Source organism: Micromonospora okii (genome assembly GCF_020884795.1).
GTDB classification, from domain to species: Bacteria; Actinomycetota; Actinomycetes; order Mycobacteriales; family Micromonosporaceae; genus Micromonospora; species Micromonospora okii.
In genome coordinates this window covers 37,054-57,444 of record NZ_BBZF01000029.1, presented here as the reverse complement: position 1 = coordinate 57,444, position 20,391 = coordinate 37,054, and the positions used below count along the sequence as shown (strand labels likewise).

General features: G+C 67.7%; 19 protein-coding genes. 13 read left to right on the top strand and 6 right to left on the bottom strand.

The genetic code is table 11. The features are described from left to right. The first annotated feature begins 7 nt into the window (after positions 1-7). The 8 genes from LPU43_RS26885 (at position 8) to LPU43_RS26850 (ending at position 7,851) form a co-directional block, all read left to right on the top strand. Complete coding sequence (locus LPU43_RS26885; protein ID WP_229403340.1) at positions 8-1,072, top strand: aldo/keto reductase; 1,065 nt, start codon at positions 8-10, stop codon at positions 1,070-1,072. Further along, positions 1,069-1,620: an NAD(P)H-dependent oxidoreductase gene (locus tag LPU43_RS26880; protein ID WP_229403339.1), complete on the top strand. Its 552-nt coding sequence runs from the start codon at positions 1,069-1,071 to the stop codon at positions 1,618-1,620. Before LPU43_RS26885 ends, LPU43_RS26880 begins: the two co-directional genes overlap by 4 nt. Before the next feature lie 99 nt (positions 1,621-1,719). Beyond that, positions 1,720-2,781, top strand: coding sequence for an LLM class flavin-dependent oxidoreductase (locus LPU43_RS26875; protein WP_229403338.1), 1,062 nt, complete (start codon positions 1,720-1,722; stop codon positions 2,779-2,781). A gap of 163 nt (positions 2,782-2,944) precedes the next feature. Next, a complete protein-coding gene (locus LPU43_RS26870) occupies positions 2,945-3,901 on the top strand; it encodes an ABC transporter permease (RefSeq protein ID WP_229403337.1) in 957 nt (318 codons plus the stop codon). Then, positions 3,898-4,890: an ABC transporter permease gene (locus LPU43_RS26865; protein WP_229403336.1), complete on the top strand. Its 993-nt coding sequence runs from the start codon at positions 3,898-3,900 to the stop codon at positions 4,888-4,890. The genes LPU43_RS26870 and LPU43_RS26865 overlap by 4 nt, the downstream gene beginning before the upstream one ends. Before the next feature lie 29 nt (positions 4,891-4,919). Then, a complete protein-coding gene (locus LPU43_RS26860; RefSeq protein ID WP_229403335.1) occupies positions 4,920-6,584 on the top strand; it encodes an ABC transporter substrate-binding protein in 1,665 nt (554 codons plus the stop codon). 105 nt (positions 6,585-6,689) lie between these two features. Next, positions 6,690-7,391 carry an ABC transporter ATP-binding protein gene (locus LPU43_RS26855; RefSeq protein WP_229403334.1) on the top strand — a complete coding sequence of 234 codons (702 nt, stop codon included), beginning with the start codon at positions 6,690-6,692 and terminating at the stop codon, positions 7,389-7,391. Positions 7,392-7,563: 172 nt separating this feature from the next. Next, the gene (locus LPU43_RS26850; RefSeq protein ID WP_229403333.1) at positions 7,564-7,851 is read left to right on the top strand and encodes a hypothetical protein; all 288 of its coding nucleotides are present in this window, start codon (positions 7,564-7,566) and stop codon (positions 7,849-7,851) included. A 794-nt stretch (positions 7,852-8,645) separates the two neighbouring features. On the opposite strand, the gene LPU43_RS26845 is transcribed toward LPU43_RS26850, so the two are convergent. Continuing rightward, positions 8,646-9,608, bottom strand: coding sequence for a tyrosine-type recombinase/integrase (locus LPU43_RS26845; protein ID WP_229403332.1), 963 nt, complete (start codon positions 9,606-9,608; stop codon positions 8,646-8,648). Between the two features lie 270 nt (positions 9,609-9,878). Between LPU43_RS26845 and LPU43_RS26840 the strand changes: the two genes are divergently transcribed. Continuing rightward, on the top strand, positions 9,879-10,541 hold the full coding sequence (locus tag LPU43_RS26840; RefSeq protein ID WP_229403331.1) for a hypothetical protein: 663 nt from the start codon (positions 9,879-9,881) through the stop codon (positions 10,539-10,541). 157 nt (positions 10,542-10,698) lie between these two features. Here LPU43_RS26840 and LPU43_RS26835 read toward each other — a convergent pair whose 3' ends face one another. The 5 genes from LPU43_RS26835 to LPU43_RS28595 form a co-directional block, all read right to left on the bottom strand. Continuing rightward, positions 10,699-11,382, bottom strand: coding sequence for a hypothetical protein (locus tag LPU43_RS26835; protein WP_229403330.1), 684 nt, complete (start codon positions 11,380-11,382; stop codon positions 10,699-10,701). Continuing rightward, positions 11,379-12,557 (bottom strand): AAA family ATPase, encoded by a 1,179-nt coding sequence (locus LPU43_RS26830; protein WP_229403329.1) that lies wholly within the window; start codon positions 12,555-12,557, stop codon positions 11,379-11,381. The genes LPU43_RS26835 and LPU43_RS26830 overlap by 4 nt, the downstream gene beginning before the upstream one ends. Before the next feature lie 46 nt (positions 12,558-12,603). After that, positions 12,604-16,590 carry an Eco57I restriction-modification methylase domain-containing protein gene (locus LPU43_RS26825; RefSeq protein WP_229403328.1) on the bottom strand — a complete coding sequence of 1,329 codons (3,987 nt, stop codon included), beginning with the start codon at positions 16,588-16,590 and terminating at the stop codon, positions 12,604-12,606. After that, entirely contained in the window at positions 16,587-16,715 is a 129-nt protein-coding gene (locus tag LPU43_RS28600; protein WP_255686655.1) for a hypothetical protein, read from the bottom strand. The genes LPU43_RS26825 and LPU43_RS28600 overlap by 4 nt, the downstream gene beginning before the upstream one ends. Before the next feature lie 264 nt (positions 16,716-16,979). Further along, a complete protein-coding gene (locus LPU43_RS28595; RefSeq protein ID WP_255686654.1) occupies positions 16,980-17,102 on the bottom strand; it encodes a hypothetical protein in 123 nt (40 codons plus the stop codon). Positions 17,103-17,181: 79 nt separating this feature from the next. Here LPU43_RS28595 and LPU43_RS26820 point away from each other — a divergent pair, with 79 nt between their 5' ends. From LPU43_RS26820 to LPU43_RS26805, 4 genes are all read left to right on the top strand, one after another. Beyond that, positions 17,182-17,511 (top strand): hypothetical protein, encoded by a 330-nt coding sequence (locus LPU43_RS26820; RefSeq protein ID WP_229403327.1) that lies wholly within the window; start codon positions 17,182-17,184, stop codon positions 17,509-17,511. Further along, positions 17,487-18,656, top strand: a complete 1,170-nt coding sequence (locus LPU43_RS26815; RefSeq protein WP_229403326.1) for a hypothetical protein — start codon at positions 17,487-17,489, stop codon at positions 18,654-18,656. Before LPU43_RS26820 ends, LPU43_RS26815 begins: the two co-directional genes overlap by 25 nt. Positions 18,657-19,097: 441 nt before the next feature. Further along, positions 19,098-19,871, top strand: a complete 774-nt coding sequence (locus LPU43_RS26810; RefSeq protein ID WP_229403325.1) for a DUF7662 domain-containing protein — start codon at positions 19,098-19,100, stop codon at positions 19,869-19,871. 26 nt (positions 19,872-19,897) lie between these two features. After that, positions 19,898-20,386 (top strand): hypothetical protein, encoded by a 489-nt coding sequence (locus tag LPU43_RS26805; RefSeq protein WP_229403324.1) that lies wholly within the window; start codon positions 19,898-19,900, stop codon positions 20,384-20,386. The last annotated feature ends 5 nt before the right edge of the window (positions 20,387-20,391 follow it).

Genomic DNA, 20,391 nt, shown 5'->3' with positions numbered 1-20,391 from the left:
AGGAACCATGGTCGAGCAACGGCCCTTCGGGCGCACCGGCGTACGCATCAGCTCCCTGACACTGGGCGCGATGAACTTCGGGCAACGGGGCAACCCGGACCACGAGGACGGCATCCGCATCATCCACCGGGCCCTCGACGAGGGCATCACCGCCATCGACACCGCGGACGTCTACTCCAGCGGCGAGTCGGAGGAGATCGTCGGTAAGGCCCTCGCGGGCGGGCGACGCGACGACGTCTTCCTGGCCACCAAGTTCCACGGCCAGGTCGGTGACAACCCGCAACACCGCGGCAGCTCCCGCCGTTGGATCGTCCGATCGGTCGAGAACAGCCTGCGCCGGCTGGGCACCGACTGGATCGACCTCTACCAGGCACACCGTCCGGAGCCGGACACGGACTTCGACGAGACCCTGGGGGCACTCACCGACCTCGTGCGCCAGGGCAAGATCCGCTACATCGGCACGTCCACCTTCGAGCCGTCCGCGATCGTGGAGGGGCAGTGGATCGCGCAGCGGCGCGGCAGGGAGCGGGTGGTCAGCGAGCAGCCGCCGTACTCGATTCTGGCCCGCGGGATCGAGCGCGAGGTGCTACCGGTGGCCCAGCGGTACGGCCTGGCGGTCATCCCGTGGAGCCCGCTGGCAGGCGGGTGGCTGTCCGGCCGCTACCACTCCGGGCTGAAAGCGCCGATTTCCCGACGCGCGGAGAGGCTTCCGGCCCGCTTCGATCCGACCCTGCCCGCCAACGCCGCCAAACTGACCGCCGTCGACGAACTGGCGGCGCTCGCCGACGAAGCCGGACTCACCCTCGTCCACCTCGCGATCGCCTTCGTCCTGGAACACCCGGCGGTCACGTCGGCGATCATCGGGCCGCGCACCCTGGCGCACCTGGAGTCGCAGCTCGGCGCCGCCAAGGTGACGCTGTCCAAGGACGTGCTGGACCGCATCGACGCCATCGTTGCGCCTGGCACCACGCTGAACCCCGCCGACTCCGGCTACCAGCCAGCGTGGCTGGCCGATCCGGCGTACCGCCGTGGCGGCGGGTCGTCGGCGCGGCGAACCGGGGTGGCCCCGTGAGCGACGGGCCGTCGTCGACCCCGGACGTCGTCGTGCTGGTGGGTAACCCTCGTGCCGGGTCGCGTACCCGGGGCATCGCCGAGGCGGTCGCCGTGGCACTGCTGGATCGGCTGGACGGACCACCGGGCGCCGTCCAGGTGCTGGAGCTGGCCGAGATCGTCGGAGTGTCGTTCGGACCGGAACCGGCGTACGGGGCGAAGGCCGGCCCTGATCCGTTCGCGGCGGTCCGGTCGGCGCGGCTGCTGGTCGTCGCGACGCCGACGTACAAGGGCAGCTACACCGGGCTGTTGAAGGTCTTCCTGGACCAGTTCGGGCACCGGGAGTTGGCCCAGGTGGTCGCGGTGGCGATAGCCGTGGCCGCCTCGCCGGCGCACGCCGACGCGGCCGGGTCGGCCCTGCGCGACGTGCTCGTCGAACTGGGCGCGCAGGTCCCGGCGCCGCCGCTTGCCGTGGTCGAGTCGCAACTGGCAGACGGGTACGAGATCGCGGCGCAGTGGGCCGAACAGCACACCACCGCGATCGGCGCACAGCGGGCCGGCGTGGCGTGACACGACCCTGACCCGGCTCACCCCCGGGTGGCACGGTCACCGCCCGTCCTGCGGGCGGTGACCGCTGTCGCCATCCCACCGAGCTGGAAGGCCGCCACGATGAGTTCCGAGTTCCTCTGGTACATCCCGAACCAGGTCCAGCCCGGTCACCGCGGCGACGACGTGATCGACAACCACAACAGCCTGGAGACCCTCACCAGCCACGCCAGGGCTCTCGAGGAGCACGGGTGGGGCGGCGCGCTCATCGGGACCGGCTGGGGACGGCCCGACACGTTCACGGTCGCCACCGCGCTCGCTGCCCGGACGACCACGTTCCAGCCGCTGGTCGCGATTCGACCTGGCTACTGGCGGCCCGCCAACTTCGCTGCCGCCGCCGCGACCCTCGACCACCTCAGCGGAGGCCGAACGCTCGTCAACATCGTCTCGGGCAGGGACGACCTGGCCGCATACGGCGACGGCGAGAGCGATCCGGCCCACCGTTACGCCCGAACCAGGGAATTCCTCCAGATCGTACGCAGGCTGTGGACCGAGGAGAGCGTCACCTACCGGGGCGGACACTTCGCCGTCGCCGGCTCCACCCTGGCGCTCCGACCGGTCGTCCGCGGCGAACGCCGACACCCCCGGCTCTACTTCGGCGGCGCCTCCCCCGCCGCCGAAGAAGTGGCCGCCACCGAGGCCGACGTCCAACTCTTCTGGGGCGAGCCACTCGACGGCGTGGCCGATCGGATCGAGCGACTCAAGCAGCTCAGCGAGAAGTTGGGGCGCGAGCACGCCCCGCTGGAGTTCGGGCTGCGGGTCACCACACTGGTGCGAGACACCACCGAACAGGCCTGGGCCGATGCCGAAGCCAAAGTCGCCGACATGGCCAGGGGCACAGGCTCCGCGCGCGACCAGAACTGGCAGACCGCCGTCGGTCAGCGCCGGCTGCTCGACCTCGCCGCACGCGGAGAGGTCCTCGACGACAACCTCTACACCGCGCCCGGCAGGTACGGTGGCGGCGGAGCGGGCACCACCTGGCTGGTCGGCTCCGCCCAGGACGTGGCGAACTCGCTGCGCAGATACCAGCGGCTGGGCATCAGCCACTTCGTGCTCTCCGACACGCCCTACCTTCGCGAAATCACGCGCCAGGGCGACCAACTGCTGCCACTCCTGCGCGCTTGAGGCCGTGGGACGGAAGCTGTCCGGGCGTCCGTCACCGGGCGACGGCCCCGTTCGTCGGCCTGGCGCCCCGGACTGATCCCCCGTGTTCACCAATTCCTATTAATCCGGTCTATGTTGTAGGTCTCCCCGGCCCACCCACCCCTGGACCCCGTAAGGAACCAACGTGTCCGCCGACACCCACCCCGCGCCGCCGGCTCCGACCCGACCACCGAGCCAGGCCCGCGGCGCAGCCGCCCGCCAGCTCTGGCGCCGGCTGTCCGCCGATCGGTGGGCGCTGGGCGGAGCCGGCGGCGTGGCCTTCTTCCTCGTCGTCGCGGCCGCAGCCCCACTGCTCAGCGCGATCGCGGGTCAGGACCCCTACACCTACGACCTCGACGCCCTGTCGGACTCCGGGGCGCCGAAGGGCTTCGGCGGCGGAATCAGCGCCCAGCACTGGTTCGGGGTGGAACCGATGACCGGGCGCGACCTGTTCGCGATCGTGGTACACGGCACCCGTACCTCGATCCTCATCGGTGCCGGGGCCACCACCGTCTCGGTGCTGCTCGGAGTGATCGTCGGCCTCACCGCCGGCTTCTACGGCGGCTGGTACGACCGCATCGTCACCCGGATCATCGACGTCCTGCTCGGTTTCCCGTACCTGGTCTTCGTGATCGCACTCGGCGCGATCGCCCCGACCAGCCTCCCGAAGCCGCTGCTCCTCGTCGGCGTCCTCGCGATCTTCGGCTGGCCCTCGATCGCGCGCGTGGTCCGTGGCCAGACGCTGGCGTTGAAGCGGCGCACCTTCGTGGTCGCATCGACCGCCCTCGGCGCCGGTGGCTGGCACCTGCTCGTACGGCAACTACTGCCCCACATCACCGCCACGATCATCGTCTACGCCACCATCATGATCCCGTCGATGATCGGAGCAGAGGCCGCACTCTCGTTCCTCGGGGTCGGGGTGCCGCCGCCGACACCGGCGTGGGGCCGCTCGATCGGCGACGCGGTCGGCTGGGTCCAGACCGACCCGATGTTCCTGGTCTTTCCCGGCGGGGCGCTCTTCCTCGCCACGCTCGCCTTCAACCTGCTCGGCGACGGCCTGCGCGACGCACTCGACCCGAAGACGCGAGGGCTGCGGCGATGAGAGTTCTCCGACTGGTCTCCGGACGTCTGTTCAGCATGATCATCACGCTGCTCGTGATCAGTCTGATCACGTACGCGGTGTTCGTCCTGCTGCCCAGTGATCCGGCGCGGCTCTCCTGCGGACGACCCTGCACACCCGAACGGCTCGCCGACGCCCGCGCCTTCATGGGCTACGACCAGCCCTGGGCCCAGCAGTACGTGGCCTTCCTCGGCGGGATCGTCACCGGCCGCACCTTCGGCACCGGAGCCGCCGCCGTGCACTGCGCGGCACCCTGCTTCGGGTACTCCTTCCAACTGAACGAATCGGTCACCCACCTCATCCTGGAACGCATCCCGGTCACCTTCTCCATCGCCGTCGGCGCCGCCGTGCTCTGGCTGATCATCGGCGTCGGCACCGGAGTCGTCTCGGCCGTCCGCAGGGGCACCACGATCGACCGGGCAGCGATGACGTTCTCCACGATCGGTGTCTCCGCTCCCAGCTACCTGGTCGGCCTGCTCGGCATCCTGCTGTTCGGCTTCACCCTCGACATGGTGCCCGTCAACGGGTACGTGCCGCTGACCGAGGATCCGGTGGGCTGGTTGTGGCACCTGGTGCTGCCCTGGTGTGTGCTCGCCCTGACCTCCGCGGCGGTCTACGCACGGCTGACCCGGGGTCAGATGCTCGACGTGCTGGGCGAGGACTACATCCGCACGGCTCGCGCCAAAGGGCTGCGGGAACGGCGGATCGTCGGTCGGCACGCCCTGCGCAACGTCCTCATCCCGGTGGTCACCGTCTTCGGGCTCGACCTCGGGTCGCTGCTCGGCGGCGCGGTCATCACCGAGCGGGTCTTCAGCATGCCCGGCCTGGGCGCCCTGCTGCTGGACGCGGTCGGCAACGTCGACCTCCCGCTGATCATCGGGGTCACCCTCTTCTCCGCGTTCCTCATCATCCTCGCGAACTTCGTCGTGGACCTGGTCTACGGCGTCCTCGACCCAAGAGTGGCGCCCTGATGCGCCAATCATCGAAAGGTAAGGCACTGATGAAAAGACGCAGCGCACTCGCGCTCGCAGGCGTACTCGCCCTGGCTGGTTGCAACGCGAACCCGGACGTCACGCCGGACGCCGGCGGATCGACCGGGGGCACCGAGAAGGGTGGCACGTTGACCATCCTCAGCGCCGCCAGCGACATCAACTTCGACCCCGCCAAGAGCCAGAACCTGGCAATCACCACCCTGGGCCTGGTCCTGCGCCGGCTCACCACCTGGGAGGTCCAGCCGGGCAAGGCGGCGCAGGTGGTCCCCGACCTGGCGACGGACACCGGTAGGACCACCGACGGCGGCAAGACCTGGACCTTCACCCTGAAGGACGGGCTCAAGTACTCCGACGGGGCACCGATCACCGCAGGCGACGTCAAGTACGGCATCGAACGCTCCTTCGCGCCCGAACTCTCCGGCGGCCTCGGCTACCACAAGAGCCTGCTCGCGGGCGGCACCGAGTACAAGGGGCCGTACTCCGGAGCGGACCTGGCCTCGATCGAGACCCCGGACGCGAAGACCCTCGTCTTCCACCTCAAGACGGCCTACGGCGACTGGCCGTGGATCGCCTCGATGCCGGCGTTCGCCCCCGTCCCGAAGGCGAAGGACGACCCGAAGAAGTACAGCCAGAACCCGGTCTCGTCCGGCCCCTACCAGGTGGAGTCGTACCAGCAGGGTGTCTCGGTGAAGCTCTCCCGCAACCCGAACTGGGACGCCGCCACCGACCAGGTGCGCACCGCCGGACCCGACAGTGTCGTCTTCCAGCTCGGCCAGGACACGACGGTCCAGTCGCAACGGCTGATCGCCGACTCGGGTGACGACCGCTCCGCCTTCGGCGCCGGCTTCGTGGCGCCCGCCCAGCTCGCGCAGATCGAGCAGAACGCCGGCGCGAAGCAGCGGTTGGTCACCTCGGACGCCGGCGCGCTGTCGTACCTGGCGCTCAACACCCAGCGCGGGCCGCTGAAGGACGTCAAGGTGCGCCAGGCCATCCAGTACGCCGTGGACAAGCGGGCCTACCAGGTCGCCTCCGGCGGTGCCATCGGCGGCGACCTGGCCAGCACGTTGATCACACCCGGCATCCCCGGGCGCGTCGACTACAACCTCTATCCGGCCGAGCCGTCCGGCGACGTCGCCAAGGCCAGGCAGCTGCTCACCGAGGCGGGGCAGACCAGCCTGAACCTCACGCTGCTGTCCGAGAACGACCAGCCGACCCTCGCCAAGTCCCAGGCCATCCAGCAGGGGCTGCAGCGGGTGGGCATCACGGTGACCATCAAGCCGGTGGACGATGACGCCTGGACCGCCGAGGTGACCGGCGACAAGGGTGACTACGACCTGACCGTCGCCAGCTGGCAGCCGGACTTCCCCAGCGCCAACGGCAACATCCAGCCGCTGTTCGCGTCCACCGAGATCGGCGGCGGTGGCTACAACATCGCCCGCTACCGCCAGCCCGAGGTCGACACGCTCATCGGACAGGCCACGGCCGAGACCGACCCGACGAAGGCGCAGGCCCTGTGGGCACAGGCCGACAAGCGCATCCTGCAGGACGCGCCGATCGTGCCGCTGACCTACACGAAGAACTCGTTCCTGCGCGGGTCGAAGGTTCGGAACTTCTTCGTGCCCGCCTTCCCGGCCTACCCGAACTACCTGAAGGTATCGCTGAAGCAGGGGTGACGGTCTCCCCCACGGAGCCACACCTCGCGAAGGCCGCCCGGTCACCGCTGCTCGCGGTGGCCGGGCTGGCCGTGGAGTTCGAGGCGCGGACGGCCGGTCCGGGCGGTGGATGACGTCTCGTTACACATCGGGCAGGGTGAACTGGTGGCCCTGGTCGGCGAATCAGGCTCGGGCAGATCGACCCTGGGCCGGGCGATTGCCGGCCTCGCACCGGTGACTGCCGGCACGGTAACCGTCGCTGGCGTCGACCTGGGGCACGCCTCCCGTCGTGAAGTGCGCACGTTCCGCTCCCAGCTCGGCATCGTCTTCCAGGATCCTGCGTCGTCCCTGAACCCCCGCCGGACGGTCGGCGCGAGCATCGCCGAACCGCTGTCGCTGCACACCGATCTGCGCCCGGACGCGCAACGCCACCGCGTCGACGAGCTGTTGGACGCGGTCGAGCTGCCGTCGCGCCTACGCGACCGCCACCCGTACGAGATGTCGGGTGGGCAACGGCAGCGGGTAGCCATCGCCCGCGCCATCGCCCTCAACCCGGCCCTGTTGATGGCGGACGAGCCCACCAGTGCCCTGGACGTGTCGGCACAGGCACGGATCCTGGAACTGCTCCGGTCGCTACAGGGCCACTTCGGTTTCTCCTGCCTGTTCATCAGCCACGACCTGGCAGTGGTCGAGCAACTCGCCGACCGGGTGGCGGTCATGCATCGCGGCCGGGTCATGGAGGAGGGTCCGGCGGACGATGTGCTGCGCGCGCCCCGGCATCCGTACACGTCGCGGCTGTGCTGGGCTACGAGCCCGACCTGGCCGTGATGCGCTCCGCGGTCGGCGGACGATGGGTGCCGTACCGCCTGATTCCCACCCGGGAGACGACAGCGCTCCCGCTCGCCCCTGACGGGTTAGGCGGGGGCGCGGCGCACGGTTGTTGATATCCATCTATTCCTCTGGCAGGCTCGGCATTCGGATCGCACAGAGTGGAGCCCGCATGCACGCGCTTCGTCGGATGGTCGCAGCCGCCACGCTGGCCGGGGCGGTGTCCGGCTCCGTCCTGTTCGCCGGACCGGCATCCGCCGCAGAGACCAAGGCCTTCTACGGCAGAGGCATGAACAACAACTACTTCACGGCGCTCTCCTTCGCCACCGGCGACGCGCGCTCGCTCGCCATCGCGGAAGGATTCAATCCGGACACGCAGTGCAGCCACGGCGGAAGCTTCACGACGCAGCCGTGGCCGGGCCTCTACTCGGTGTTGGTGCAGATCAACTGCACCCGCTGATCGGGCGACCCTCGCTGCCTCACGGCGTTCAGCTACGACAGACGCCCGCTCTGGTCTGACGGCCGGGGCGGGGGCGTCTGCGTGTCCGGGCCCGGACGCCCGTGGCCTGCTGGCCCCGGCACCACACCGCCCGCAGTGTGGCCGGTGCCGGTCGGGTGAGCGTGCCCGGCGCGGGGTGGCCGGGGCAACCGGGCGGGATCGCCCGACGGCTTGAGGGCTCGCCGGACCGAGTTCCCCTACCTCGCCCTGCAACGAGTCAGGCCCCCTCCGCTGGAGGGGGCCTGACCTGCAAGTTCAGAGATCATCTACTGGTGTCCGAGGGGGGAGATGAACCCCCACGCGTAGCACCCAGGCATAAAAATGGGTGCTCATGCGATTAAGGATAGCTCAATACAGAGCGTAAGCGCTACAGGCGTAAGCCGGCCACGGGCACTCGTTTCCGCGACCAACGCGATATTTCATCCGCCTCTCCAACGCCCAGCGCATTTGTCAATTCGGCCAGGAGAACGAGGATTCCGGCGGGCAGAACCGGTGCGAGGTGCCCCTCGGCGCAAGGCTGTGCGGTGAAGCGCTACCAACCGATCCAGAGGGATGCGCTCTGGTGTTGTTGTCGCCCAACCAGGAATCTTCACCTGCCATGCTGCCGCGCTGCGGCGCGATGGGGAGCCACTCCCCCACCGCGCCGTCTCGGCGAGTCAGATTGGCCGGTCAGGGCAAGGTCCCTGTCGCCGGACGGTGGGAGGTCTCGCGCCGTGACGAGTGGGTGTGGTTGGCCGGTCATCGCCGACAGCGCGTCAGCGACGGCGTGGAGGTCGGCCCTTGATGTCGGTGGTGGTGGACGATCCTGGGCTGTCGGCGTAGGCGCGGGCCACACCGTAGCCAAAGTGGCGTTCCACCCAGATGCGGGTAGTGTGCCGCAGCCAGTGCGTGGAGATGCCCTGCGCGGCGGCCCAGGGCAAGCGCTCGCCGATGCGTTTCCACAGGTGGTCGTAGCGGCGGCTGCTGATCGGCTGCCCATTGCGGTAGCGCAACAGCCGGTCGGTGGGCAGAACGGCCCTGCGGACACAGGCGTGCTCCTGCAGGTGCTCGGCGAGGTCGAGACTGACCGGCTGCCACCGCACGACACCGTTCTTCTCGGTCAGTCGCACGAGCCCGTTGGCGGCGTTCAGGTCGACAAGCCCCAGGGCGAGGGCATCACCGCGCCAGCAGGCACCTTCGGTGTGCAGGCGCAGCAGCAGGGCGTCGAGGACGACATCGTTACCGCTGGCCCGCGTCACCACGTTGATCTCCTCCAGCTCGTGCGAGGTCAGGGCGCGGCGTGTGCTGGGGAGGCGGCGAAGTTTGGCGACACGGTGCGCGGGACTGGCCGATGCGTCGATCAGCCCGTCAGCGACGGCCCGGAAGTAGAAAGCGCGGGCGGCAGCGATCACGTGCTCGCCGGCGTGCCGACCGTTACGGCTGTTACGGCGCGACCGCGCTGTAGCGATCATCTGCTGTTTCATCGCCTCGATGTCGCTGGCCGCGACGCGGTCCAGGGGCCGGTCACCCCACCCGGCGGGAATCCGATTCCAGTACGTGCCGTACGTACGCCTGGCACCCGGGCCCGCCGCCGCGATCGCCCGCGGCAGATACTCCGCAACAGTGGGCACAGATATCAACACGTCGGCGTCGGACTCCAGATCGGCCACGGTGACGCCAAGGTAAGCCAGCACGTGACGGGCTGCGGCAACCATGGCGGGATCAGCAGGCACGGTCACCTCCCGCCACCTCGACGTGCAGGTCGGCGAGCAGACGAGCGACGGCGCCGGCCTCGGATCCACTCGTCACCTGGTCAGCGGGGGCGCGTTCGGGCCGATCGGCAGCGCCGAGCCGGCTGGGTAGCCAGCGGGCGCAGGCTGCGGGACGGCCGTGGGCGTGGCGGCTGCTGGCCCGGCAGGCGCACCGCCTGGAGTGGCTACCCGATCCGGTCGACAGCGCTGGATAGAGTGCCGGGCGCGCACCCACCCCCGCCCGCAAGGAGATCCGCCATGCCCGGTTGGCTCAATGGTCTGCTTGGCTGGCTGAACGTTGATCGTGCCGGTGTCATCGTCGCGCTCGCCGCAGCGGTCGCCGCCATCATCTACGCGCACCGACAGACCGGCGTCGCCAAAGAAGCCACCAAGGTCGCCAAGGAAGCCAAGGTGGAGGCGAAACGCTCCGCCGACGCCGCCGAGAAGCAGGCGCAGATCGCTGAAGCCGCGAAGATTGAGGCGCAACGTGCCGCCGACGCGGCAGAAGACTCGGCCAGCACCGCCCGCGACGCCGCGCGGATCGAAAGCCGCCGGGACCATCAGGCCGGCGCCAACAAAGACGTGGAACTCGTCAGGGTTGAGCCACGCAAACACGGGCGCCTTCCGCACCGAGAGCTGTGGGCGGTCTTCAAGAACAACGGCCACCGCGTCTACAGGTATCAAGTCCGGGTCGAGTACAACGCCAGAAGTCACTCTCCGATAGGCACGGGTCGCATCCACGCCGGCGAAACGGTCAGCGTCTGTCTCGGCCGGGAACGACTGGAGTACAGCGGCATCGAGGTTTGGTTCGATGGGGAATGCCCCTGCACCGAGCCGGACGGCCCGGATGGTCACTGGCGACGGTTTTGGCCAGCCCCGGAACCGGAGGAGCCGCCCTCGGCGATGTTCTACACCTTCTGAGTCGGCGGAACCGCCGGTCAATATGGCTCGCCGAAGTAGCCTTCCTGTTCGCCGAGTAGCAGCGGCACGTCGTACACTCTCCACCGCCGGCAGGCACCTACTCGGCATGGTGACCGCTAACCATCGCTCAATGTCGGAGATCTAGGTCTCTGTATCGTCACTGCGAACTCCTTTGCTGCGGGACGTGCTGCCGACAACAGGTGCTCACGTCGGTCCGAAACTGGTTCCACGACCGGTTGGTGCCACCCGGCTGATCGAGACAGCCAAGCGCGATCGCCTTGGCGAACACGTCCGGCGCATCGGTCTCCTTATAACGTCGCGCCGGGCCACTCACTGCATGTTTCATGATGTGTTTCGGGTCGCTCAGCGTCCCGGTGTCCCGATTGCGGAACTGCCTCGGCACGCGCCAGGAGGACACCGTCTCAGCCAGCGCATCCGGAAACAGCAGCAGCCACGCCTCGACCTCCGCTGTCGACAGCACGTAGTGAGCGGTGCGGAACCGCTGTTCGAGCGCCATCTGCACCCGGTCCCGCTTCTCGAGGTACTCGGCACCGTCGGAATCGTCGAGATCCTCCTGCACGAAGACGCAGGCAAGGTCAGCGTCCTCCCGCGCAGCGCGGGCCCGAACCAGCCTCGCGAGCGCGTCGACCCGAGAGTCGAGCGTTCCTTTTGCACTCCGCAGCCGCGCTGGGTCCTTCACCTCCACAAGCTGACCCCGCAACTGCGGGCAGAACTCTTCCAGCAAGATGCGCAGGCATTTCCGGTCGTTGCTGTCCTCCCCGACCAGCACCACGACCGGCTTACGGGCGGCGCGTATCCGGGTCCCGCCGCGTGCCGTCACAGGTCACCGCCGAGCGCCCCCGAGAACCACAACCTGCCGAGCGGCTCACCCTCACTCGCCTCAACGATGCGCTCGATGTCTTCGGTCGATACGGCAGGAATCACCGATGAGCCATCATCGCCTCGCTCGCAGACGATGAGCTCCGGCGGCGCGAGCCGATCGGCCAAGGCCGGGGAGTGAGTTGCGACCAGCAGCTGCGTACGTTCGCTGGCCTCCCGTAGCCGCGTCACGAGTAACTCTAGCGCCTGGGGATGAAGGCCATGGTCGATCTCCTCAATACAGGTCAACGCTGGCGGATCCGAGTCGTAGAGCAGCGCCAGGAGGCCCAGCAGCCGGATGGTGCCGTAGGAGGCGTCAGCCAGCTGCGTTGCCCGCCGCAGGCCGCGTTCACGGAGCATCACGACGACTTCTCGGGCGGCGCCTGAGGGGCGGTCGAACTCGATGTCGTCGAGCTGCGGCAGGACCGCCATCGCATCCTCGACCAACTGCCGCCACGCGTCCGGGTCCTGTTCAGACAGCGTGAAGAGAAACGCCGCAAGGTTGGAGGAGTCGTCGCGCAGCGTCTCCCTGCCGCGCTGTGGGAACCGCGACGGCCGGCGGGCGGCGTCCACGTGCACCTCGAACGCCCGGAACGACGAAAGATTCTCCGCTATGGTCGTGACCTCCTCTCCACCCCATTGGTGACTGAGCCGCGGCAATGTCGAGAGGGCTCCACTGAACCGACTTATACCGATCTTTTGCTTGGTGGGCTTGATCCCGTCCTCGTCGATGGTCTCGACGATCAACTCCTCCCCGCTGACCGTTATTTCTTGGCGACCTCCCCCGGGGAGAGCATAGCGAAAGAATTCGCGACGATAGAGCTCGTTCGACAATCGCCACACTCTCAACTCATATTCGTCCGGAGTCTCCGGATTGCTGAATGGTGTCCAGGTCGCCGTCAGGTTGATACGCACACCAGAAGGCCGCTCCTCACCACCGCAGAAGAGCACCTGATCGAACCCGCCTCGCTCACTGAGGGCCGGCTCTAGATCAGTGTGCACTGTGTCGGCCAAGAATCCGAAGACATCCAAGAGATTCGTCTTGCCGGCACCATTCGGCCCGACCATGACAGCCAATGGACCCAGTGGCACGGAAACCTGTCGGAGACTCCGGAAGTTCTCGACCTCCAGCCGCACCAGGCGATTCTCTGCCCCCACCGCCATCTCAACCCCTATCCACGACTCAGTCGGAAAAGACACTCGCCTGCATTGCCTGGTCGGCCCCCCTGCGGTGATGACCAGCGGCGACCTCGGCTGCGTATCGCTCATGGTTAAGCCTCAACAGCCGATCCAGGATCTCGCGTCGCGCCACGGGGCCGATCGTGTACCGCAGGTACGCGCCAGATCTGTGGAAGCCGTGGTCAAGCCCTCGTTCCGATAGGTCATGCCACCCGTAGGCTCGGCTTACAGCTACATCAATTGCCCGATGGATGCGCCGCAACTCCACGATGTCCTTGTCCTGGATTTCCGGATCAAACACTAGGTTATAGGTGTTCCTCAGCCCCGCCTGCCGGCTCAGCATCACGCCTCTCCGGTACATGTCCAATCGGTGCCCTAACCCGCGCAGCTCCGCCGTCAACTCTGACAGTGGAAATGTTTCGAACACGTCAGACGGCGAGTAGCGAAGATCCGCCCTCATCGTGGAGGCCCTACTGGCCGCCCACCAGTAATGCTGTGCACTTGAAAGCAACCCCAGCATCGCTGTGTCCTCGGTCGCGAAAACCACCACGGCCCCGCTGATCACCTGGCTGGTAGAGACCATCGCGGGCATCACCATCCTGCTCACCCGGGCAATTGCGATGGCATGCTTCTGTCCTGCAATAGCCTGGCCAAGCTGTGGTGCGCGTTCGGCGAACTGCCACCAGCGTTCGCGCCGGACCTTAAGGTTGTTTCGGTCGCGCTCTGGCTTTACCAGGCGAAGGACCTGGTCATAGCAGTCTGGATACGCCTTGGCCTTCTCCTCCGACCAGTCGTGGAAATTGATGACCCACCGACTCGCAGAGAGATCAGGGCGGAAGTTAAGGTCCTGCCCATTGAGATACGGGAAGAGTACATCCCGATTCCGGGAATCCTTCTCGATGAGTGCCGCAGCAGCCTCGGGCTCCATCGTGAAACCAAGGCCAACGATGTTCGATCCCTGGAAAGCCAGGCCCCCGTTGACGGCAAGGCGGTAGGGTTTTCCTGTGACCGTCGACTGCGGATCAAGCGACGGCGTGATGCCGGAGACCGCGACGCCGTCGGCTATCCGTTCGGCTCTCTCGTCCAGGGGCGCACGGCTGGTCCAGACCGCGCAATACTCCAGCGCCGCAAATCTCGATGGCCAACGGCCACTCTTCACCGAACGGCGGATCGTCACGCCATCACAAACGATCTGATCTAGACCGACCTCGCGGGTGTCGCCCTGCGCTAAGGTGTTCGCAGCGATCAGCCCCGTCTGCCCAGCACCATTGAGCAGCTGGTGCGCTCGCAGCACAAAATAGGCAACCAGATCTGCACTCCTACGCGCGCCCCGGCCAATCACAGTGATGAGATACTCTCGGTACGCAGCGCCGAGCATACCAGTGAGCTTCTGACCGCCAAGAAAGGGTGGATTGCCGATGACGGCGTCGAAGCCGCCGCTCTCGAAGACCTCGGGAAACTCGATCGGCCAGTGCAGCGGATCGCGGGGGACCGCCTCCTCCGGCCGGTCGAGAGCGAGCCACGACGCCGCCTGCTCCACAACCGGCCCAACGTCACCATCACGAGCCAACTGCTGAGCCAACGTGGCGATTCGCTCTGCTATGACGCGTGGATCCTGCCCGCGCTTAGCCGAAGCGAGCGACCCCCCGGCTACCAGGTCGGCATTTGCGGCACCCCGCTTTCCCCATTTGCGTGCATCGTCGAGGAGCCGCTGTTTCTCCGACAGCGTCTCCAGACTGTCCGGTAGCGAGGTGATCCGCCGACGCCTCTCCAGCAGCTCGGACAACTCACCGTCCAGCCGACTATCCCGCAGGAAGCCCTTCGACAGCGCGGCGAAGTTACCTATGCCAAGGAGAGAGTCGCCAGCGACGAGGCGGTCGTCGAGGAAGGTGAATGGGCGCTGCGGATCCATGGAGACCAGCCAGAGTGAGAGCTTCGCCAACTCCACGGCCATTGGGTTGATGTCCGCGCCGTAAAGGCAGTGCTCGATGACCCGCCGCCGCGCCTCGATGACGAGTCGGTCCTCGTCTGCTTCGAGCAAGCGATCACCTGCGGCGGTCAAATAGGAGCCGGCGCCTACGTTGCCCTCGCGGAACCATGCCTCGATTAGGCGATCGCCGAGGTAGCGGGCCGCCGCGACCAGGAAGGCCGCCGAACCCATCGCGATGTCGACCACCTTGAGCGCCAGGATCTGCTCGCTGGACTTTGGTCTCCACTCGTCCTTGTCCGCAGTCTGCAGCGGGCCCGGCTCATAGACCAGCGGCTCTAGGGCACCCTCGACTACCTGCTCGGCAAGGAACCGTGGGATGTAATGGGTTCCGGTGTTTTTCCGCAGCGCAGACGCGGTCACGAAGAGCGCACCGGGCAGGACCACCGTCGGCAGGCCGCGCAGATCGGGACGGATGATGCCGTAGAAGGGCAGCAGCCTCTCGGCGAGAAGATGGTCGCCGCCGGTGACGGCCAGTAGCCTCTTGCGAGCATCCTCCCGCTCGGCTCCGCTCAGTGGTGCCAGCTTCTTGCTCAGCACTGCGGCAGGGCCAATCCCTGACTCCTTGTACTCAACAGCGAGCGCATCGGCCAGGCCGGGCACATCGATCATCTGGGCGGCCAGAGCCTCCAAGTAATCGAGCCGGACCTCTTCCTCCAGTCCCTCCCTGCCGATGAGCCCGACCGTCACGCCCTCGGCGCGATAGCCTTCATAGGAGAGCAAGCCCTCGTAGACGTACCCGATCTGTTCGATGTCGAAGGCGCGGAAGCTAAGCGTATGGCGTCCGCGAGAGCGGCCGGTGCCGGTTTCGACGCACTGTACGGCGCGCAGCATGTGCAGGACGGTCCGGTCGTCTATGTTCATCGGCAGCTTGGGGTAGGCGTCCGGATCGAAAAGCGAGCCACCGTAGCCGTGTAGCTTGAGGCGGGGGTGGTCAATGCCACGGTAGACGGCGGTGAAGAGGGCGAGTAGCCGATGCCATGCGGCGTAGCTGTGTTCCAGGTCCTCCTCGCTACCCTCGACGACTCGCTGGTCCAACTCGACGCAGATCCGTCCCGCCGAGTACGCCGTCGCGTAGATGTCGTTGTCGACAGGCAACAGCCTGCGTTCCTCAGCGAACAGCAGGAAGGCGATCCGCATCATCACGGCGACGGCGCCGCGAAAGACGTCGTGCGCGGCCACGTCCTGCAGAGCACGGCCGCCACGCTGCCGATCGCGTACTTCGGCCCGGCCGATCGCGGCAACCAGCAGCTCGACCGCTTTGCGGACCTGGACGCCGAGCGCCTCGGTGACCTCCTCTTGGCTGTTCAGGCTCGCTCGCAGCAACGGCTCCAGCCGCTCGGCGGCGGGTACATCGAAGAAGCGCCGCCGGCACAGCAGGGTAAGAAAGGCGCGCACCACGTCCCGCTCAGCGGTCTCCGGCCAGGCAGACGCGTCGAAGGCCGCGGTGGTGGTGACACCGCCGCGCGACGCCCAGACCAGCACCCACCAGCGACCGTCGGTGGCGAGGCCGAGCTCGATTTCGTGGTGCCGGCACAGGTGTGCCAGCCGGTCCGCATAGGTCGCTGCCCAGGCCGAACCGGGAATCCGGGCGGTCGGCTGGCTGCCGGGTGGGCAGATCATGCCGAGCAGTCGGACGTTGTCGGGTTTGGACTCCTCCCCCGGCTCGATCAGCGCGAACGACGGCCGGATCTCGGTATCGTGCTCGACGACCTCGACGGCAAACGCCTCCAGACTGGTTTCGTGCAGCGCGTCGCCCCAGCCGAGCAGCTCGCGCAGCACGTACCCGATCCAGGCCCGCTGTCCGGCCGCGGTGTCGGCCTGCCACGTGGCGTGCTCGACGCGCAGCCGCTCGCGGACCTTCTTGTCGAGCGGATCGAGGCTTGGCCAGGTGGCGCAGAGCACTGGCAGGCTAAGGATGGGTCCCCTTACCTCGACTAGGCTTAGCCAGTCGCGGAGCTGCTGGGCGCTTTGCGGCATGGGGCGCCGGAAGGTGCGGCTCATGGGGTCGCCTCCGGCTTCGGTACGGCGAAGACCACCGCCACCGGGAACCGGTGGAGTTGCGGATTGCGGTAGCGGGCGGCGATGGCGGCCAGCTCGCGGTCTCGTTCGGCTGCCAGGGCGGACAAGCGTTCCTCCCAGGATTGGCGGTCCCTGCGGTACTGGGCCAGTTCATCGTGCTCTTGCCACCTTCGGCCTGGCTGATCAGCGTACGGGAAGACGGACTGGGGAGCCGAGAACCGCTATGGCATTTCATCCTTCACCAAGGCTGTTTTCTTCGCCATGACTCAACCCAGCCATGGCTGCTGATCGGTTGGATGGGTATCCCGCCATTGCCCAGCCAGCCAACCGCCGAACGGCTCGCGGCTGGCAATGAACGGCGCCCTCGCTGCTCAACCAACCACCACTGTCTCCCACAGCCGGTCATAGATCTCAGCCGGATCGGCTCCCACGAGAACCTCCGTGCCGAGCTGCTGTTCGCGGCGGCCGGCGGCTATCTCGACCGCGCCGATCACGTCGACGCCGGGAAGACGTGGCGGCGAGCGCTGGTAATGGCGACCATCCGGCGCGCTGGGGTGACGGCGTTTGGTCGGGATGACAATCCAGCCGACCCGACCCGACCCGACCCGGTACGACGGCCTGCGCCTGCACCGCTGCCTGGAACGGCACGGCGTCCGCACCCGCTACCGGGAGCTCGCGCCGGCGCCGGTCTGGCTGGCCGTCGCGGACCACGTCGTCTCCCCCGACGTCGCCTTGGCGATGGCGGAGCGGGCGAGGTCCCGGATGCTCTTCGCCTACGCGGAGCTGCTGTACGAACGGGCGGCCCACTCGGGCCGACCCGCTGCCGATGAGGCTCGGCTCCGGCTCTGGGTGGCGCAGGGCGGCTCGCGGACGTCGAGGTGCTGGCCGGGGGCGGTGACCTGAACGCGCACCGCGCGCTGGCCGCAACCGTGGCGACGGTTGAGGTGCTGCGAGCGGCCGTTGACGTAGGCTGTGTGGACCTGGCCGGCGATCTCGGCGATGGGCTGCGGAAGGCGGGCGATCTTGAGGGCGCTGCCGAGGCCTATCAGACGGCGATCACGGCCGGGCATGAGTATGCGCGACGCGGACTGGTCAAGGTGCTCGACGATAGGCAAGTTGAGGCCGGGTGCGAGGGCGGATCGGTGCCCGGGTGGGTGCTTCGAGACCTCTTCGCGCACGGGCACGCCGAACTGGCCAGCGGGCTGCTCAGCGACATGCTGGACCGGGGTAAACGCTCCGATCTCGCCGATGAGGCAGGACTCGTCGATGACCTGGAAATGGCCAGGCGGCTGGATCTGATCGAACGGCTCGCCGCAACGGGGCTGTCAGCGGCCCGGGTGAAGGTCGACCGACAACGTGTGAAAGCTACCGACGACCTCGACGCGCTGATCGTGGAGGGGGTGCCCGGGGCTCGTGAGGAGCGGGCGAAGCGGCTGCTCGCGGCCGGCGACGAGCCGGGGCTACGCACACTGGCGGCTGACGGCGACCGGCCCGCGCGGCGTCAGCTCGCGGAGCTGCTCATCGCTCGGGGCCGGCCGGCGGATGGGGCACGGCTGCTGCGCGACCTGCTGCACAGTGACGGCGGCAGCAGTATCGCTGCAGCCCTCGACATCGGCCCGCGTCTCGTCAGCGTCCTGGTCGAGCTCGGCGACGAGAAGACGTTGCGCCAACTCACCGACGACGGCGTCAGCGGCGTTCGGAGGCCACTCGCCGACTACTGGCTCGACCGAGAGGATGCCGATCAGCTACGCCGGCTGGCGGTCAGCCCGGACGGTTACCTCCGTCGTCGCCTCGTGACGCTCCTCGAGCGGCAGGGACGGTACGAGGAGGTGGAGGAGATGGCCGAGCACAGCAACGCCGCGCACAAGGCGGCAAGCCGGCGACGGGTCACGGACGCCGACTTACCGAATCTGCTGCAACTGGTGGTACTCGGCGAACACGGCGCAGACCGAGCCGTGCGGAAACTCATCGAGACACAACCCGACCGCGCCGAACTGCGCGACCTCGCCCGCTACGGCCTGCGACCCGACGGCACGATCGCGACGTAACGCGAGACAGTCTCCCCGGCCCCCTTGTTCAGGGCGGTCTCTACGATGCGGCGGATCACCTGTACCGGCAGCTTCATCAGGACAGACCAAAGGGTGTGAACCATGCAAAAATCAGCAAGTGTCTACATCCGATGCGGGTGGGTCTGTTTCTACACTCGATTGCCGGCTCATGGCGCTGTCCTGGCACCCGACGTTGGTCACCGCACGGAACCTTGCGATGAGCTGCGATCGGCCGCGGGTGCGTCGGGCGTGTTGGGCCGCCGTCCGTCTCGACGTGCGGCGCTCGGCCAATGCGCTGTTACGCCTATACTACTGGATGCGCGACGCTGGCGGGATCGTCGCCGAGTCGGCCGACCGGCTCAGCGACGTACGGTTGCTTGACATCCTGGTCTGGTCCTCTGGTAGACGCCAACAGCGGGCGGCGTCGCCTGCGGAGCGATGATGGCCGGCAAGTACGGGCCGCTTACCGCCCATTTAGCTGCGGCAGCAGGGCGTAGGTGCAACCTTGTCGAGCTGACCTTCGATGAGATTGCGCGCTTGGTCGGGGGCCTGCCGCCATCGAGCACTCAGCGACAATGGTGGGCCAACACCGGCCATCCGCAGGCACGGGCATGGATGGCTGCCGATTACAAGGTGCAGCAGGTTTACCTGGATCGCGGTCGGGTCCGCTTCGAACGCGGCGGTCGCAACGCAGTGCCGCCCGACCGGCGAGCGCGTGCGCTCATCGTCGAACCGAGCACAGCCACCGAGCGGCCCGTACGCCCGGAGGCCGACTCCGAGGTTGACGTCCGCGTCGTGCTGTCCTGGCGGCACAGCGGCACGGTCGTCCTCGACAGCGCCAGCCGGCTGTCAATCCCCGACCTCCCTGCCGCTCCGGGCCTGTACCGCCTCAGCCTGCCGGCCACGATGCCCGACGCCTCGCGGCGCCGCATCTACATCGGGGAAACCAGCAGCCTGAGCCGACGGCTCGCTGGCAACTATCGGCACCCAGGCCCCACGCAGCGGACCAGTCTGCGGATCAACGCGCTGCTCCATGGACACCTGTCCCAGGGCGGGGCGGTACATCTGGCCACCGCTCTCACCGCCACGGTGTACCGGGCCGGTCGACCACAGCCGCTCGACCTCACCGTCAAAGCATGCCGGCTGCTAGCCGAGAACGCCGCACTCGTAGCTGTCCATGCCTGCGAAGACTGGGAGACCATCAATTTGCCATGAATGTCGTACCAGTTCCCACCCGTGTAGTGACGCTGATCGCCGCGCTCGAGGCGTACCGCCAAGCCCGGCAGGATCTACTGGCTTCGCTCGGCTTACCCATGTCAAACCGGGACCCCCTAGCCGAAATCAGCGAGCATCTCGTCGCGGCGCTCACCGGTGCCACTCTGGCTCCCAGCCGAGTGCAGGCCGACTACGACCTGATACTGCCGGACGAGCAAAAAATCCAAGTCCGCTACCTTGCCAACCCGACCGGCACATGGGTCAACGAGCATCTCATCACGCGACTGCCCAACGTCGAGTGGTACGCCTTAGTCCTGTTCGAGGCATTCACTCTACAAGGGGTGCTCGCGCTTCCCACCGCCGAACTGGCGCCCATCGGTGCCGCGCTCGGCAAACGACACCCCCGGCAGGACGAGATGTTGCGGTTCACGCACCGCAACTGGTGCACCATCCGGGGCCACCCCGAACGGTTCCGGGAGATGGGTGTCCGCGTATGGCGTTCACCATTCGCGTGAGCCAA